We start from the raw sequence: 16,058 nt of genomic DNA, 5'->3' as shown, positions 1-16,058 counted from the left end.
ACCGTCTTCAAGCTTCCAGCTGCTCGAGCACCTTACCCTTGGTCTCAATGCCCAGGAAATGCACCGCCACCGCCGCAAGAAACGGCACTGCGGCGAGAATATAAAACGCTACCTGCAAATTGCCGCCGATCATCGTCTTCGACACAATGGCCGGTGCAAAAATGGCCGCCACCTTGAGCCACGCGCCGCCGACACCGCAGCCCATTGCACGGATGCTGGTCGGGTACAACTCCGGCGTGTACACATAAGCGGTGATAAAGCCGCAAGCGAGGAAGCCCAGCGAGAACGCGCAGAACGTCGCCACCACATATACCGACGACTCGTGGAACACGCCTGCCAGCAGCAACGACACGGCGCACGCCACGAACGACAGGTTGATGATCGGCTTGCGGCCCACCTTGTCCACCAGCAACGCGCACGTCAACGACCCGACCACGCCGAGCACCGAAGCGGCCACCGCCAGATTCAGCGCCAATTGCAGCGGCGCGTGATAGATCGTGCGATAGATGGTCGGCAGCCAGGTCGAGAGACCGTACTGAATGAAGCCGCATGTGATCCACAACATCGCAACGGCCAACGTGCGCTTCAGGTACGCCGGACCGAACAGATCGCCCATGCGGCGCTTCGGATGACGATTCGCCATCGCTTCGAATTCGGCCGAGTGTGCGACCGGCGGCAACGGACCCTTGGCGGCACGCTCGAATGCATGCACCGCGGCATCGGCATCGGCCATGCGTTCACGTTCGGCAAGCCAACGCGGCGACTCGGGAACGAGTTTGCGCAGCACGAAGAACAGAATCAACGGCATGCCGCCGATGAAATACATAGCCTGCCAGCCGAAACGCGGCACGATCCACGCGCCCAACGCATTCGAAGCCAGCAGCCCCACCGGAAAAACGATCTCATACAACAGCACGAAGCGCCCGCGCCCATGCGCACGGCTGATTTCGTTGATGTAGGTCGCCGCGACGGGCAATTCACCGCCGAGCCCAAGCCCTTGAATCACACGCAGCACGACAAACGCGGCGAACGTCGGCGCAAATCCGCACGCGATACTCGTAATGCCGATAATTCCCGAGCTCAACGCAATTGCACGCACACGCCCATGACGCTCGGCGTACCACGGAAACACGAACGCACCGATCAGTTGGCCGACCGAACCCGAGCCGATCAGAAAGCCGATTTCCCACGGCGTGAGATGCCACTTCGCGATCAGAACCGGCAACGTGGCCGCGATAGCGATCACGTCGAAGCCGTCGAAGAATGTCGCCAGACCGATCAGAATCCGCGCACGGACCTGCATTGCATTCTTCGGCAGCCGCTCGAGTCGCGCGATGATCGAGCCTCTCGTCACGGGCCCGGAGACGCCCGCACCGCTGCGCTCCGCAATTGTGTTGTCGATGGTTCTCATGCCGTTGTGCCGTCCGTAGATGTGGTTAGGCAAGCGCCGTTGAGGCGTCGGTCAATGTCGCAAGGTCGATCGTCCGGCCTTGATTCATCCACTTGCGCGAAAGCTTGAGCTCGCGTGGAGTGTTGATGGCGATTACGCCGCGAATGGCGCCGTCTTCCAGATGGAAAAGCGTCGCGCGCTTCGCCGGCAGATCGCCGCGTACCGCAAGCTGTGCATCGGCGGGAATGTCGCCGAGAATCTGCAGATTGACGTCGTACTGATCGGACCAGAACCACGGAATGTCCGTGTACGGTTCGAACGTGCCGAGTAGCGCTTTCGCTGTGGCAATCGCCTGGTTCTGAGCATTGGCCCACGATTCGAGCCGCACACGGCGCTTGAGCCACGCGCTCGGATGGTTCGCCACGTCGCCGCACGCGAAAATGCGCGGGTCGTCAGTTGCGCCGAAATGATCGACCACGATGCCGTCCTGCACTTTGACGCCCGCCGCTTCGGCCAACGCCGTATGCGGAGTCAGACCGATGCCGGCCACCGCGAAATCGGCGTCTAGCGTCGAGCCGTCGGCGAACGTCGCGCGAATGCGATTCGCGTCGTTCGGATGATCTTCGAGCTTTGTGAGCGCAGCGCTCAAGCGCACATCAACCCCATTCGCGCGATGCAGTTGCAGGAGAAAATCGGACACCATCGGCGGCAACGAGCGCGCGCAAAGACGCGGCGCGCCTTCCACCACGGTTGCATCCACGCCGAGCTTGCGCGCTGTCGCCGCGACTTCCAGTCCGATCCAGCCGCCGCCCACCACCAGCACGCGCCTGCTTGCACGCAGCCGCTCGCCGAGCGCAACGGCTTCGTCGAGTGTGCGCAGATAGGCAATGTGCGATGTACTCACCAGCGATTCCGGCAAGCGCCGCGCTGCGCCGCCCGTCGCGATCACGAGGCGGTCGTATTGCACTTCGCGTCCCGATTGCGTGCGCACAATGCGCTGCTTGCGATCGATCGACGTCGCGCAATCCGGCTGCCATGCTTCGATGTTCAGCGCGTCGAAATCGTCGGGCTTCACGAGACGTACTGTGTCGATATCCGCTTCACCGGAAAGCACGGCCTTTGAAAGCGGCGGGCGTTCGTAGGGCAAATGAACTTCGTCGGCGATCATCACGAGGCGGCCGTCAAAGCCTTCCTTGCGCAACGTCTTCACGACCCAACCAGCCGCCTGGCCGCCGCCAATCACGACAATCGTGCGCGGCGCTTCGAGTTCGGCATGCGCGGCTTGGGCCTTCGCGGTAGCAGCGTCAGTCATTTTTGCGCTCCGTCATGAACTTGCCTTCCGGCGCCTTCGCGTTTTTCTGGCGACGCGTATTGCCGTCGATGCCGCCGTCGATCGCCCATTCAGCGAACACGGTCGGGCCGGGTTCGAAGTCGCGCGGCTGCCATTCGGGCGTGAGTTGATCTTCGTCTGCGTAGTACTCGATCAGGCCGCCCGCTGGATTCTGGAAGTACCAGAAGTACGCCGACGAAACCGGATGGCGTCCCGGCCCAAGCTGCGTGTCCCAACCGCAGCGGCTGATATGCATGCCGCCGCCGAAAACTTCGTGGATATCGCGCACCGTGAATGCGACGTGATTCAAACCGCGCTTACCGTTGGGCAGCGCGAGCAGGAAAATGTCGTGATGGCCGCCGTGCGGCGCGCAGCGCATGAACGCGCCGCGGCCCGGATAACGGTCCGACATTTCGAAGCCGAGCAGCTCCTGATAAAACTTTTCCTGTTCGGCAAGCTTGTTCGTGAAGAACACGACGTGGCCCACTTCAACGGGTTCGGCATGTTCATAGATTGGCGACGGCTGATCGACGCGCAACGTTTGGCCCCACACGTTCGACGGCGAGCCGTGAATGTCGAGCGCACGCTTGCGGGTCACTTCCACGCGAATCGCCATGCCGTTCGGATCGATGCAGCCGACTGCGTCGTCGGTTTCAAAATGGCCTGGCTGACCGGCGAAGCGTCCGCGCAATTCGTCGAGCTCTTCTTTGCTCGCCACGCCCCACGTCACTTCGCGCAGCGTGGGACCTTCTTCGAACGCGGGTGGCAGCGACGGGTCGTTTGCATCCACGGCGAGAACCGTGCAGCCGTTGAGCGTTTCAAAACGCGCGTGCGTTTCGTCGTGCGCAACTTCCTTCAAGCCCCAGTCCGCGAAAAAGCGGCGACAGGTAGCGAGATCCGTCACGCCGTAGATAATCTGTTCAATGCCGAGAATCGTCATAACCTGCCTCTTGCCTAGTTTGCCCACGCCAGCGGCGCGTCGTTCAAGCCCCAGTAGAGGCTCTTCTGTTGCATGTATTCGCGGATGCCGAGCCGGCCTTTCTCGCGTCCCATGCCGCTCTCTTTCCAGCCGCTGAACGGCGTCGAAATCGAGAACAGCTTGTAGGTGTTGATCCAGATGGTGCCGGCTTCCAGCGCGCGGGCGGTGCGGTAGGCGCGCTTGTAGTCGCGCGTCCAGATACCGGCAGCGAGGCCGAACACGCTGTTGTTCGCTTCCTTCAGCAGCGATGCTTCGTCGTCGAACGGCATTGCGACCAGCACGGGCCCGAAGATTTCTTCCTGGCAGATGCGAGCGTTGTTCGAGAGGCCTTCGAGAATAGTCGGCTGAAAATAGGTGCCTTGTTCGCGGCCATCGCCAACCGGGCGTTTGCCGCCGCACAGCAGACGTCCGCCTTCTTCGATCCCGAGCGCCACGTAACGCTCGACCGTTTCGCGATGGGCTTGCGTAATCAGCGGACCCATCTGCGTTTCTACTCGCGACGGATCGCCCACGCGCAACTTGCGCGCACCTTCAACGAGACGCTTCATGAACGCGTCGTAGACCGAGCGCTGCACGAAGAGACGCGAGCCCGCAATGCAAGCCTCACCAGATGAACTGAAGATGCCGTACAGCACACCGTTGACCGCGTGATCGAGATCGGCGTCGTCGAAAACGATGGTCGGCGATTTGCCGCCGAGTTCGAGCGAGACCGGCATCAGCTTGTCCGCAGCGATCCGCGCGATGCCGCGGCCGACCTCGGTGCCGCCGGTGAACGAGACCTTCTTCACGAGCGGATGACGCACGAGCACGTCGCCGATCACCGAGCCTTTGCCCGGCAACACGCTGATCACGCCTTTCGGCACGCCCGCCTCCTCGCAGATGCGGGCCAACGCCAGCGATACCAGCGGCGTCACCTCAGCGGGCTTCAGCACCACGGCGTTGCCGCCCGCTAATGCCGGCGCGAGCTTCTGCGCGTCAGATGCAATCGGCGAATTCCAGGGCGTGATCGCGGCAATCACCCCGATCGGTTCGTACACGCTCATGGTCAGATAATCGCCGCGCGAGGGCGTGACTTCTTCGTCGAGCGTTTCGAGGCATGCCGCGAAATAGCGAAACGTGTTCGCGGCGCTGGCCACCAGCACGCGCGTTTCGCCAATTGGCTTGCCGTTGTCGCGGCGCTGCAACTGCGCGAGCGCTTCATGACGCGCCATGATCAGATCGGCGATGCGATACAGAATGAGCGCGCGTTGATGCGGCTTCAAACCCGACCAATCTGATTTACGCCATGCGATATCGGCCGCTTCCACGGCTTCGCGGGCGTCGTCTGCATTGGCTGTCGAAATCTCCATGTTGACCGACTGGTCCGCCGGATACAGGCTTTTATACGGGTTGCCACGCCCCTGCCGCCATTCGCCGCCGATAAAAATATCGCCGGTCGGCACAAGGCTGGTATCAAAGTGAGTCATGTCGGTCATTCCGGTTTTACTCAAGCTGCTGGCTTGAATCGTCTAAATCGCTAGATCACGCAGCGGGCCGCGCGATTGCGTAGCGCACGAATCGCGCTGTACGCAGTCAATGCGGACGTCTTGGGGTTGTCGGGCAGCGGCTTGCCGCACATTTCCAGCGACATCTCGCCGAACGCGCCGCGCGCGAGAATGCGGTGCACATTGCGGGTCACGTTCGGATCGGCAATCAGTCGAACTGTCGTGTGGTCAAGACCGAGCCCCGCCAGAGCGATGGTCGCCGCAACGTTGGCGTTCTTCGGATAAAGCCGCGCCGCTTCTCGTGCGCTGCCTTCGAAGATCACCTTCTCTTCCTTCAACGTGTTCAGATCGCAGACCTGTTCCGCAGGCGTGCCGAGCCAGCCCGTGGGTGGCTTGCGGCCGGTGTACAGCACTTCGTCGAGGCCACCGAGCTTCGCCGCGGCCAATGCATCGACTCCGCCGATTGCGCCGGACAGCAGCGTCAACGTCGCGTCGCCTTCATCGGCAGCGGCTGACAACGCGTCGAGCAATATCACATCGGACAACGCACCGATTGACGCCACCGCGCAATCCGTGCCGGCTTTCAACAGCGGCACCACGTGATCGACCAGTGCGCTGTGACCGGCGCATTCCAGAGCGAAATGCGGGCGGCTGCTCAATGCGGACACTGAAGCCACCACGTCCACCGTCGAGCCGACCACTTCGCGCACCGAATTCATATGACGCTCCGGCACGATCACGTGCGACACGCGTACCGTCGGATCGGCAGCGACCGAGCGATACACCGCCTGGCCGATCGCGCCGAAGCCGATCATCGCGACGTCGACGGGAGCGTGGTGCCCCGCGTAGCCCGCTTCACGCATGTTCCGGCTCCTCTTCCTTGACCGGCGGCCCCGCGAAAGCGGTCGCGAACGAGCCGACCGACAGCATGTCCACTTCAACCAGCACCGGTCCGGTCTTCGCCATGCCTTCGCGAATGATCGCGTCGGCCTGATCGAGCGACTTGATCCGGTAGTGCGTGAGCTTCAGGCTGTCGCAGAACTGCGCGAAGTCCGGCTGATGCAGATCGACGTAGCAGCGGCGGCCACCGTATTGCGCATCCTGAATGTTGCGGATCACGCCGTAGCATTGGTCGTTCATCAGCACGATCATGACGTTGGCGTTTTCCTGCACAGCCGTTGCGAGTTCGCCGACGTTCACCATCAAACCGCCATCGCCGACGAGGCACACGGTTTTCGACGCGCTGTTCGCGAGCGCCGCGCCGATACCCATCTGCATGCCCTGGCCGATGCCACCGCCCAACGCATGCACGCCCGCGCGCGGCGAAAAGATCTTCAGCATGCGGTTGCCCCACGTGCTGTTCGAGATCGTGACGTCGCGCACCCAGTTGTAGTCGCGGCCCACTGCTTCCTGCAGCGCGTCGACGAGGCGCTTGTACGGACCCAGGCCCTTGCCCACATCGGCGACGGCGCTTTCGCGTGCCGAGGCCAGGTCTTGCGCGAACGCGGGATCGACCTTCAGGCGGCCTTCCAGTAGCGTAGCGAGTTCTTCGAGCACTGCCGACGCATCGCCGTGAACGAACATCTCGTTGCGATAGCCGCGGTTGTCGGCGAGCGCGTCGGCGTCGATGCGATAGAGCGGCTGCGGAAGCGCAAGCTTGTACTTCAGCGTTTCATTGCCACGCAAACGCGAGCCGACGACGACCAACGCGTCGCACGTCTTGTAGAAACTTTCGACCGCCGGATGCACGTTGAACGCGCCGAGCGTGGCCGGATGATCTTCCGGCACTACGCCGCGGCCCTGCACGCTCGTCACCACACCAAAGCCCAGCGCGACGAGGCGTTCCACCGCTTTTGCCGCATGCCGCGCGCCGCCGCCCAGCCACAACAGCGGACGCTTTGCGTTTGCCAGTTGATCGGCGAGTCGCGCGACGCGCTGGCTGCAATGCGTGAGCGTGGTGATATGCGGCGCGGCCAGATCGGCGGGCCATTCAATTTCAGCGGCTTGAATATCGATGGGAATCTCGACGCTCACCGGACCGCTCGGCGCCGTTTGCGCGACGCGCACGGCTTCGCGGATCGTCGGCAACGCGGTCTCGACGGAACGCACGCGGTACGCAGCCTTCGAAATCGACTGGAGCATCGACAACTGGTCAGGCGCTTCGTGAATGTAAGCGAGATCCTTGTCGAGATACTCCGTCTCGATCTGACCGGTCACGTGCAGCAGCGCGGTGCCCGCAGTCAGCGCCTCGACCATCGCGCCCGCTGCGTTGCCCGCTGCGGTGCCCGTGCTGGTGAACGCCACACCTAGGCCGCCGGAAACGCGTGCAAGACCGTCGGCCATGTTCACGGCACCGGCTTCGCCGCGCGCGCCGACGTAGCGAATCTTGCCGCGGTTGTGGATCGCGTCGAGGATCGGCATGTTGTGAATCGAGATCACGCCGAATGCGGTTTTCACGCCGCATTGCTCGAGAAAAGCGGCGATCAGTTCGCCAACGGTGGTTTTGTTAGACATGTCGTGCAACGCCTCCAGAAACATCGATGTGACTGCCTGTCGTGTAGGACGACAGCGTCGTAGCCAGATAAAAGAGCGCTTGAGCGGCTTCTTCGGGCTTGCCGAAGCGGCCTAGCGGAATGTTTTTCTTGCGCGCGAGTTCCGCGGTCCAGTCTTCCCAGCTCTGGTCCGGCTGCGCTTCTTTCGCATAACGGCGACGCCATTGCCCCGATTCGACGATGCCGATCAGAATCGAATTGACGCGGATGCGTTGCGGCGCGAGTTCCACCGCGAGGGACTTGATGAGGTTTTGCACGCCCGCGCGCGCCGACGACGTGGCCACCATATGCGGCTCCGGTTGCAGCGCGAGCAGCGAGTTCACGCAGACCACGGCCGCGTTATTGCCGGCGCCGGCTGTATCGCGAAGCATCGGCAGAAACGCGCGGGTCGGGCGGATCACGCTGAAGTACTTGAGGTCAAGTTCTTCGCGCCAGGCTTCGTCGCTCGTGTCGGCGAAGGTTGACACGCGGCCCTGGCCCGCGTTGTTGATCAGCATGTCAGCGCGGCCGAAGCGCGCTTGCACCGCTTGCGCAAAAGCGCTGACGTCATCGGCGTCGAGCACGTCGCAGCGGCGCGCGAGCAGTTGCGCGCCAGGAAACTGCGCGTTCAATGCTGCCTCGGCTTGCGCAAGACGCTCGGTATCGCGGCCGCAAATCGCAACCGACGCGCCGGCTCGCAGGAACAGTTCGGCGGTCGCGAGGCCGATGCCGGACGAGCCGCCCGTCACCACCGCCACCTGCCCGTTCAGATCGATTCGAATCATTTGAGCCCCAATGCCTTCATGTATTTGCTGCCCGCGTTCGATGCATTGCCCGGCCGGTAGTTGAGCCGTTGCGACAGTTCGTCGGCCGCGCGCCTTACCTTGTCGACGAGACCGCTGTCGAGCAGCGATGCGTCGATCTCCTGGCGCGGAATCGTCGTCGTGATCACGGCGACGATGCGCCCGGTGTCGTTGCGCACCGGCGCGCTGACCACCGAAATGCCGCGCTCGAACGACGACTCGCTGATTGCGAAACCGCGCCGGGCGTCGTCGCGGACCCGTTCATAGAGGTCCTCCACGGTCGCGGGCGTCTGCCTCGTGAAGCGTTCGAGTTCCGGCTCGGGATAAAGCTTCTTCAACTCGTCGAGCGTCATATCGCCCATCAACACCTGGCCGTGCGTCGTTGCATACGCGGGTAAGCGAGTGCCGACGTTCACTTTCACTGAACTGAAAATCGGCGCGTGACTTTGCGCCTTGGCGACGAATACGACATCGCGTCCGTCGCGAATCACGATGTGCGTCGTGAGGCCCGTTTCGTCGCGCAATGCTTCGATGATCGGCAAGCCGAGGTCGGTCAATTCGAGCGAGCTCAAGTATTCGAAGCCGAGGCGCAGCACCGCGACGCCGAGCCGGTAGTTGCGGTCCTTGTCGGCGCGTTCGAGAAAGCCAAGCGATTCGAGCGTTTGCAGCAGACGGAAGACCGTCGTGCGTGGAATCTTCAAGCGACGCGACAATTCCGGAGCGCCGAGCACCGGCTCGCGAGGCGAAAACTCCGTGAGGATCTTCAGGCCGCGCTCCAGGCCCGGCACGCGGTAACCCGCGTCGGCGCTGCTGTCGTTGCGGTCGTCTTCCGCGTCACGCTCGTTGATGGTGTCGGGCGTCATTCATTGGCTCCGTTGTCCGGCGCTTGCGCGGCAGAACGTGTCGATGATCGCGGTGTACGCGGCAGATGCTTCGATATAGCCGGCGTGCCCCGCGCGTGGCACGACTTGCAATTGGGTTCCCGCGACGAGCGCGAGCCGCTCGCAGGCCGCGGGTGTCGTAATGGTGTCGTCGGCACCGACCGCGACATTGACGCGGCCTTTGAAGCGCGCGAGGTCGGCGGCGAGGTCGGCGTTGGCAAGCAGATGCGTAGCCTGCGCGTAACCCCGAGCAATCACGCGCGACATGTTCCACCGCACCCATGTGCGGGCTTCGTCGCTTGCGTGTGAGGACAACATGTTGGCGCTGCGCTTGTCGGCGAGGCCTTGCGCGCCGAGTTCGTTCAACATGGCGAGGCGCTGATCGCGCTTCGCCTCGCGGACCTCAGCGCAGGCCGCGCCGTAGCCGCCTGCAGGCGATAGCAGCAAGAGGCCGGGCACGCGCTGCGGATGCATCGCAGCAAACGCACCAGCGATGATCGCGCCAAGCGAATGGCCGACCAGCACGCAACGTTCAATGTGAAGTGCGTCGAGCCATTCCGTCAGGACGCTTGCGTAGTCGGCGGCGACAGGCGACTCCGGCGCTACCGGCGTGGACATCCCATAACCAGGCGCGTCCCACGCAAGCACGCGGCGGTTTGCGCCCAGCGCTTCGAGTTGCTGTACCCACGAAGCCGCGCCCGATCCGATTCCGTGGAGCAGGACGAGCGGCAACGCGTCGTTTGCAGCGGCGCCGTCCGCTTCGCGATAGCTCAGCACACGTTGTTTCGCCAGTTCGATCTGCCGCGCCGGAAAGCGCGCAAGGCGCGCTTCGAGCGTGGCGTTTGCATCGACGTCGGCGGACGGGACTGCGGACATGATTTCCTTCGTGGTATCTGTACAGGGACGACTTAGCGCTTGAGCTTCGCGAGCGGCGAATCCGGCGGATACGTGGGCGTAATCGGCTTCGGCGAACCGAGCATCACGCACATCAATGCGTCTTCCTCGCCGACGTTGATTTCCGTGCGATACACGCCCGGCGGCACCGAGATCAGATCGCGCTCGCCGAGCACGGCTTCCCACGTTTCGCCATCCTTTTCGCAGACCACTTTCATCTTGCCGCGCAGCACGAAGAAAATTTCTTCGACGTCCATATGAATATGACTGGGTCCGATATTGCCGGCCGGAATCACCATCGTCGAAAACGTGAAGCCGCCTGCGGGGACCGTATTCATGTCCTTCGCCACGCCGGTGCCGCCAGTGCCGACATAGCGCATTTGCGCGCGGCGATACTTCGGGTCGTAATCGGCCTGAAACTTCAGCGCGTCCCAGTCGTAGCGGCGCGTTTCCAGGCGCGCGACGCGGCTGTCCAGCCACTGGGCAAAGCTCGCGTCCGCAGGTTGTTCCCACGACTTGCGTTCGATATCGGCGTCAGCCATCTCTTTCTCCTTTGGATTCGACAAGATCAATTCATCACAAAGCCGCCGTTGACCGGCAGCAACTGGCCGGTCACGAAGCGCGCGGCATCGGACAACAGGAACAGCACGGGCCCGGTGACGTCATCGGGCACCTGCGCACGCGTCAGCGCGCGGCCTTGCAGGTAATACTCGTGACGTTCGGTCGGCACATACGCAGTCGCTTCGACTTCGGTGAGGCCAGGCGCAATTGCGTTGACTGTCACTTGATGCGCGCCGAATTCGCGGGCGAGCGAGCGCGTCATCGAGATCACTGCGCCCTTGCTCGCCACATAGGCGAGCAGCTTCGGCGCGCCCCACATTGCTGTGTCAGAAGCGATGTTCACAATGCTGCCGCGATCCGAGTCGCGCAGATACGGCAGTACGGCCGTACTCATCAACCAGGTGCCGCGCACGTTCACATTCATTACGGCGTCCCAGGTATCGACGGACAATTCGTCGGCAAACTTGCCGCCCGAATTCGTGATGGCCGCGTTGTTGATCAGCGCGTCGATTCCGCCGAGTCGCGACGCACCTTGTTCCGCGAATTGCTTGATGCTTTCGGGATCGGCGAGGTCGAGCGGAAGATAGATCGCCGCGTGACCTTGCCCCGCGAGCGATGCACCCAGCGCGCGCCCTTCTTCGTGCAGCACGTCGCCGAATACGACCTGAGCGCCGGCTTGCACCAGCGCGCGCACAAACGCCGCGCCGAGGCCGCGCGCGCCGCCCGTCACGAGGACACGCCGGCCATTGAGCGTCGCGGACGCGTCGTTATGCATGGCTGTGGCCTGCTGCTTCGGTTTGCGCGGAGCCGGTTTGAGCCGACTGCGCGGCTTCGGCGCGATGCGCTTCGAGCGCGGCGAAGTCCTGTTGCGCACGCTGGCGCAACATGCGGCGCACTCGCGTCATGCCGACGTCGTGCTGATAAAGGAATTCGTGCTCGCGCGCATTCGGCGCCATGCTTTCGAGCACATAGCGGTCTTGCTCGAGCACGGCCCAGTGCAGGCCTTCCAGGCGATTGCGATACATAAAGCGCCATGCGTCGCGCTGCCAGCCCTGCACCTTGCGGGTACGCCAGAAATAAACCTGGCAGTTGTTTTCGTCGACCGGAACGGCGAAGCCGATGATCCCGAAGTTGCCGCCGGGGCCGAACTTCTTCTTGTACGGAATCGCGAGTCGCATCCACAGGCAACCGGTCTCGCCGAGTTCGACCCAGTCGAAGTTCACGTCGCGCTGGCCGACCTTTTCGAACATCAGGCCCGTTTCTGTTTTGCGCACCCGCATGTCCGCCTGCTTGTCGCCTTCGGCCATCGAATGCGACGTTGCATGTAGATAGGCGCCGTGCATCGGGTCCATGACGTTGTCGATCGCGTACTGGTAATTGCACTTCCAGTTCGACATGCAAAGAAAGCTCGCGTATTCGTCGCCGACCAGTTCCTCCGGCAGCCTGAGCGGTGCGGGTTCCTTGTGTGCGTCGTCGCCGAACCACAGGAAGATCGCGCCCGCATGTTCTTCCACCGGATACGACTTCACGCACTTCTGGCCTTCTAGCGGACATGCCGACACCGCCGGCACCTTGGTGACGGTGCCGCCACCGTTGATTTCAATGCCGTGATACCAGCACGCGACGCTGCCGCCGAGGTTCCAGCCGAGCGACAGACGCGCACCGCGATGCGGGCAGCGGTCTTCGAGCGCGTGGACTTTGCCTTCCTTGTCGCGCCACAGAACGATCTGATCGCCGAGGCGGGTAATGCCGACCGGCGCGTCGCCGACTTGCCAGCTTGGCGCGACGGGATACCAGTAATTGCGCAGACCGCGGTCCAGATACGACTGGATCGGATCGGCCGCGTGTTGACTTGTAGCGGGGGACGTCATGAAGAGACTCCGGATGCGGATGCGAGGAAACGTGTTCGGAAAAGCGCGCTTATTCGGCGAGCAGACGGAATTCGGCGGCGAGGCGATCGGCGCTCCACGCGTTGCCTTCCGGCGTGCGGAAGCCAATGCCGTTCAAACCGTCGACGACTTCCTGCAACTCCACCGCGCCCGCTTCAAAGACTTTTTCGAGCGCATCGCCGAAGTCGTTTTCGTATTGCGTCGGCTCGGCCTTGCGCGTTTGCCAGATGAAGTTTTCTGTCTCGCCCGGCTTTTCGATCACGCCCTTGCCGGCGACGTTGTTCGGCTGCGGCGCAAGCCACGGCTTCAGGAAGGGATTGAAGTTCACGGCTACCTCTCGCATGTCATTCCACCTTGATCTGGATTTCTTCGCCGGCAAGGCGGACCGAATACATCTTCAGGTCGCGACCGCCGGGCTCTTTCAAGCACTTGCCCGTCGGGATATGGAATACGGCTTCGTGCAGCGGGCATTCGACGGTGTCGCCGTCGACAAAACCCTGCGTCAGCAGCGCGTACGCGTGGGGGCAGACGTTTTCGAGCGCATACAGCGCATCGCCCACCTTGTAGATGCCGATCTCCGTGCCGTCGAGCTTGAACTCGAGCGGCGCATCTTCGGACAGGTCGCCGGCATGGCCGGCGCAGCGCCATTGTTCAGTCATTTCTCGCCTTCTCCTGAAGCACTGTGTTCCACATAAGGAACATCAGTTCGTGTATGGATAATTATAGGAGTGTCGTCGGCGGGAAAAAATAAAAATCTGGCGGGTTAGGGGAAAACACTATGTGTGGCATCCGCAACACATCATTGTGAGTATCGCGAGGACGGACGGCCCAGCTCGCTGCGGCTTATGGCACGGCGCTTTGAGCGCTTTTAAGGCTAAGAAGGCTGAGCGCAGATGCGGGTTTCTACGGACACCGAAAATTTATTTTGATCGCTTTTGAAGTCACTATACTTTTCCATAGGCGATACAAACGCCCATAGGTGGAACACAAAGCGTAGCAGTTTTGGCGCATAAACCCAAGCTGCATCAACCCACAGCAAAGGATCAGGGACGTCGGATTCGTGCGAGCGATTCAGTCGTGTGATCAGGAGAACCAACGGTGAAGCACATCATTGCAGCCGGCTTGACGGCAGTCTGCGCAACCACAGGCGCATGGGCGCAGAGCAGTGTGACGCTATACGGCAGCCTGGATGCCGGGATCGCGTATATCAGCAATGTCGGCGGCCACGCGAAGTGGATCGAGGAACAGGGCAACATGCAGCCGGACCGCTGGGGCCTGAAGGGTGTAGAGGACCTCGGCGGCGGTCTGAAGACGATCTTTCAGTTGGAGAACGGCTTTTATACGAACACCGGAGCCTTCGCCAAGGCGGGCACGCTGTTCAATCGCCAGGCGTTTGTCGGTCTGAGCTCGGACAAGATCGGGACGGTGACACTCGGCCATCAGACACCGTTCAGCTTCGATGTGCTGGGTCCGCTGAGCACCGCTTATCTCGCCGCCAGCTGGTACGCGTTCCACCCTGGCAATATCGACGAACTCGCGGACACGGGTGTCGTGCCGTTCGACAACTCGGTGAAGTTCCGATCTGCGAGTTTCAACGGCTTTTCAGTCGGCGCGATGATGGGCCTCGGCAACACGACCAACTTCTCGACCGGCAAGACGTTGAGTTTTGCGCTTAGCTATGCGAACGGTCCGTTCAAGGCCGGCGCAACATATGCGAACGAGCACAATCGAACGCCGTCGATCGTGACGACCGGCATTACGAATTTTCAGGGCGTGGCGGCGGCGAACTACAGCGCCGACAAGGTGCAGAACATGGGCGCGGGCGCGTCATACCAGTTCGGCAAGCTGCTCGTGCATGGCTTGTACACGCGGGTCAAGCTGGAGTCGGCTGGACATTCGGACACGTATCAGAGCTACGACGTCGGTGCGAATTATCAGTTCACGCCGTTTAACAGCGTAGCCGGGGGCGCCGCGACCACAACGCTGGCCGGCCACCGCTGGACGCAGTTCGAAATCGGCGACATTTATGCGCTGTCGAAATCGACGCAGTTGTACGTGAATGCTTTGTACGAGCGCGCGGGGTCCAATACCGACGCCGCATTCTTCACGGCGGGTGTGTCGAGTGGCCGGAACCAGACGATCATCCTGACCGGTATCCACCACTCGTTCTGATCTGAAACTCGGAACTAGCTCGCCGCGACGGGTTTGCGGCGAGCTTGCATCACCGTCGGTTCGTCGGCGCGCGGACGGTGGCCGAGCCGCTCGGACAACTCGAGCGCGGCCTGGCAAACGGCGGTAACGAGCCGCTCGCGTTCTTCGGTCTCGCCGAGATCGGAACGCGGGATCGTGACGGTCAAAGCGGCCGCGATCTTGCCGCTCTGATCGCGCACCGGCGCGCTCACCACGGAGATGCCGCGCTCGAACGACGCCTCGCTCAGCGCATAACCGAGCGCCGCGCTTTCGCGCACTCTTCCATACAACTCTTCGACGGTGGCCGGCGTGCGCTCGGTGTAACGCTCCAGTTGCGGTTCGGGATACAACTGGCGCAGCTCGTCGAACGTAAGGTCGCCCATCAGCACCTGACCGTGGACAGTGGCATGCGCTGGCAAACGCGTGCCGACGTGCACTTTCACCGAACTGAACATCGGCTCATGGGTTTGCGCTTTGCCGACGAAGACCACGTCGCGTTGATCGCGGATCAACAGATGCGAACTCAGGCCCGTCGCGTCGCGCAGACGTTCGAGAATCGGCGTGCCGACGTCGGTCAATTCAAGAGAATTCAGATATTCAAAGCCGAGCCGTAGCACGGCGACGCTCAGGCGGAAGTAACGGTCGCCATTGACGCGCTCCAGAAAACCGAGCGCTTCGAGCGTCTGCAATAAGCGGAAGGTGGTGGTGCGCGGAATGCCGATGCGCTTCGACAACTCCGGCGCGCCCAGTACCGGCTCACGTGCGCTGAATTCCGAGAGAATGCGCAGCCCGCGCTCAAGGCCCGGCACGAGATAGGTCGAGCCGCCGGCGCTGTCTTCGTCGGCATTCGCGGTGCTGGCGGTGTTGGGGGTGGAACGGATCGAATCAGTCGAATCGGCGCCGCCTTTTTGCGCCGACGACATCTCGTCGTGATGCGAAGCCGGCGCTGTCATAGCGCGTGGCTTTGCCTGCTTGCGTCCCGCTCCTGTCTGCTCTTCTTTTGCCATCTTGGCTGCCGTTTTCTGCTGTTCATCGAGGTCAGATCAGCATCATAGCGTCTTTGCGGTGCTATGCTTTGATGCGGTCCGCTGCGCGAGGCCCCGCTGCCGCGCCTTCGTTCCGCACA

At 62.3% G+C, this 16,058-nt stretch carries 16 protein-coding genes; 1 reads left to right on the top strand and 15 read right to left on the bottom strand.

Annotated elements, in window-relative coordinates:
• Positions 1-7: 7 nt before the first annotated feature.
• Genes SB753_RS24670 through SB753_RS24605 form a run of 14 tightly spaced genes read right to left on the bottom strand, consistent with a single transcriptional unit; the run spans position 8 to position 13,401 of the window.
• Positions 8-1,411, bottom strand: coding sequence for an MFS transporter (locus SB753_RS24670; protein WP_027778988.1), 1,404 nt, complete (start codon positions 1,409-1,411; stop codon positions 8-10).
• 25 nt (positions 1,412-1,436) lie between these two features.
• Positions 1,437-2,702, bottom strand: coding sequence for an NAD(P)/FAD-dependent oxidoreductase (locus SB753_RS24665; RefSeq protein WP_410802297.1), 1,266 nt, complete (start codon positions 2,700-2,702; stop codon positions 1,437-1,439).
• Positions 2,695-3,660 (bottom strand): VOC family protein, encoded by a 966-nt coding sequence (locus SB753_RS24660; protein WP_087751867.1) that lies wholly within the window; start codon positions 3,658-3,660, stop codon positions 2,695-2,697. Before SB753_RS24660 ends, SB753_RS24665 begins: the two co-directional genes overlap by 8 nt.
• Before the next feature lie 14 nt (positions 3,661-3,674).
• Positions 3,675-5,165 (bottom strand): aldehyde dehydrogenase, encoded by a 1,491-nt coding sequence (locus SB753_RS24655; RefSeq protein ID WP_410802295.1) that lies wholly within the window; start codon positions 5,163-5,165, stop codon positions 3,675-3,677.
• Between the two features lie 50 nt (positions 5,166-5,215).
• A complete protein-coding gene (locus tag SB753_RS24650) occupies positions 5,216-6,046 on the bottom strand; it encodes an aspartate dehydrogenase (RefSeq protein ID WP_392394878.1) in 831 nt (276 codons plus the stop codon).
• Positions 6,039-7,697 carry a thiamine pyrophosphate-binding protein gene (locus SB753_RS24645; RefSeq protein ID WP_410802293.1) on the bottom strand — a complete coding sequence of 553 codons (1,659 nt, stop codon included), beginning with the start codon at positions 7,695-7,697 and terminating at the stop codon, positions 6,039-6,041. Before SB753_RS24645 ends, SB753_RS24650 begins: the two co-directional genes overlap by 8 nt.
• On the bottom strand, positions 7,690-8,499 hold the full coding sequence (locus SB753_RS24640) for an SDR family oxidoreductase (RefSeq protein ID WP_131316479.1): 810 nt from the start codon (positions 8,497-8,499) through the stop codon (positions 7,690-7,692). Before SB753_RS24640 ends, SB753_RS24645 begins: the two co-directional genes overlap by 8 nt.
• The gene (locus SB753_RS24635) at positions 8,496-9,380 is read right to left on the bottom strand and encodes an IclR family transcriptional regulator (RefSeq protein ID WP_020068689.1); all 885 of its coding nucleotides are present in this window, start codon (positions 9,378-9,380) and stop codon (positions 8,496-8,498) included. The genes SB753_RS24640 and SB753_RS24635 overlap by 4 nt, the downstream gene beginning before the upstream one ends.
• Positions 9,381-10,274 (bottom strand): alpha/beta fold hydrolase, encoded by an 894-nt coding sequence (locus SB753_RS24630; protein WP_410802291.1) that lies wholly within the window; start codon positions 10,272-10,274, stop codon positions 9,381-9,383.
• A gap of 32 nt (positions 10,275-10,306) precedes the next feature.
• On the bottom strand, positions 10,307-10,834 hold the full coding sequence (locus tag SB753_RS24625; protein ID WP_020068687.1) for a cupin domain-containing protein: 528 nt from the start codon (positions 10,832-10,834) through the stop codon (positions 10,307-10,309).
• Positions 10,835-10,860: 26 nt separating this feature from the next.
• A complete protein-coding gene (locus tag SB753_RS24620; protein WP_410802289.1) occupies positions 10,861-11,628 on the bottom strand; it encodes an SDR family oxidoreductase in 768 nt (255 codons plus the stop codon).
• Complete coding sequence (locus SB753_RS24615; RefSeq protein ID WP_088175477.1) at positions 11,621-12,724, bottom strand: aromatic ring-hydroxylating oxygenase subunit alpha; 1,104 nt, start codon at positions 12,722-12,724, stop codon at positions 11,621-11,623. The genes SB753_RS24620 and SB753_RS24615 overlap by 8 nt, the downstream gene beginning before the upstream one ends.
• A gap of 49 nt (positions 12,725-12,773) precedes the next feature.
• Complete coding sequence (locus SB753_RS24610; RefSeq protein ID WP_020068684.1) at positions 12,774-13,085, bottom strand: recombinase-like helix-turn-helix domain-containing protein; 312 nt, start codon at positions 13,083-13,085, stop codon at positions 12,774-12,776.
• Between the two features lies 1 nt (position 13,086).
• Positions 13,087-13,401 carry a non-heme iron oxygenase ferredoxin subunit gene (locus SB753_RS24605; RefSeq protein ID WP_020068683.1) on the bottom strand — a complete coding sequence of 105 codons (315 nt, stop codon included), beginning with the start codon at positions 13,399-13,401 and terminating at the stop codon, positions 13,087-13,089.
• Positions 13,402-13,840: 439 nt separating this feature from the next.
• On the opposite strand from SB753_RS24605, the gene SB753_RS24600 reads away from it, so the two are divergent.
• Complete coding sequence (locus SB753_RS24600; RefSeq protein WP_131316475.1) at positions 13,841-14,914, top strand: porin; 1,074 nt, start codon at positions 13,841-13,843, stop codon at positions 14,912-14,914.
• A 14-nt stretch (positions 14,915-14,928) separates the two neighbouring features.
• Here the strand turns inward: SB753_RS24600 and SB753_RS24595 are convergent, their stop codons facing one another.
• Complete coding sequence (locus SB753_RS24595) at positions 14,929-15,939, bottom strand: IclR family transcriptional regulator (protein WP_410802286.1); 1,011 nt, start codon at positions 15,937-15,939, stop codon at positions 14,929-14,931.
• Positions 15,940-16,058 lie beyond the last annotated feature (119 nt).

It is taken from the genome of Paraburkholderia sp. SIMBA_053, assembly GCF_046534895.1.
Classification (GTDB): Bacteria; Pseudomonadota; Gammaproteobacteria; order Burkholderiales; family Burkholderiaceae; genus Paraburkholderia; species Paraburkholderia caledonica.
The sequence above is the reverse complement of the archived record's forward strand: the minus strand, read 5'-3'. Positions and strand labels throughout refer to the sequence as shown.

Coding starts and splice junctions, on each gene's coding strand:
- SB753_RS24630 (WP_410802291.1), bottom strand. CDS start 10,274: ATGTCCGCAGTCCCGTCCGCCGACGTCGATGCAAACGCCACGCTCGAA.
- SB753_RS24635 (WP_020068689.1), bottom strand. CDS start 9,380: ATGACGCCCGACACCATCAACGAGCGTGACGCGGAAGACGACCGCAAC.
- SB753_RS24665 (WP_410802297.1), bottom strand. CDS start 2,702: ATGACTGACGCTGCTACCGCGAAGGCCCAAGCCGCGCATGCCGAACTC.
- SB753_RS24615 (WP_088175477.1), bottom strand. CDS start 12,724: ATGACGTCCCCCGCTACAAGTCAACACGCGGCCGATCCGATCCAGTCG.
- SB753_RS24595 (WP_410802286.1), bottom strand. CDS start 15,939: ATGGCAAAAGAAGAGCAGACAGGAGCGGGACGCAAGCAGGCAAAGCCA.
- SB753_RS24660 (WP_087751867.1), bottom strand. CDS start 3,660: ATGACGATTCTCGGCATTGAACAGATTATCTACGGCGTGACGGATCTC.
- SB753_RS24650 (WP_392394878.1), bottom strand. CDS start 6,046: ATGCGTGAAGCGGGCTACGCGGGGCACCACGCTCCCGTCGACGTCGCG.
- SB753_RS24610 (WP_020068684.1), bottom strand. CDS start 13,085: ATGCGAGAGGTAGCCGTGAACTTCAATCCCTTCCTGAAGCCGTGGCTT.
- SB753_RS24605 (WP_020068683.1), bottom strand. CDS start 13,401: ATGACTGAACAATGGCGCTGCGCCGGCCATGCCGGCGACCTGTCCGAA.
- SB753_RS24655 (WP_410802295.1), bottom strand. CDS start 5,165: ATGACTCACTTTGATACCAGCCTTGTGCCGACCGGCGATATTTTTATC.
- SB753_RS24670 (WP_027778988.1), bottom strand. CDS start 1,411: ATGAGAACCATCGACAACACAATTGCGGAGCGCAGCGGTGCGGGCGTC.
- SB753_RS24620 (WP_410802289.1), bottom strand. CDS start 11,628: ATGCATAACGACGCGTCCGCGACGCTCAATGGCCGGCGTGTCCTCGTG.
- SB753_RS24625 (WP_020068687.1), bottom strand. CDS start 10,834: ATGGCTGACGCCGATATCGAACGCAAGTCGTGGGAACAACCTGCGGAC.
- SB753_RS24645 (WP_410802293.1), bottom strand. CDS start 7,697: ATGTCTAACAAAACCACCGTTGGCGAACTGATCGCCGCTTTTCTCGAG.
- SB753_RS24640 (WP_131316479.1), bottom strand. CDS start 8,499: ATGATTCGAATCGATCTGAACGGGCAGGTGGCGGTGGTGACGGGCGGC.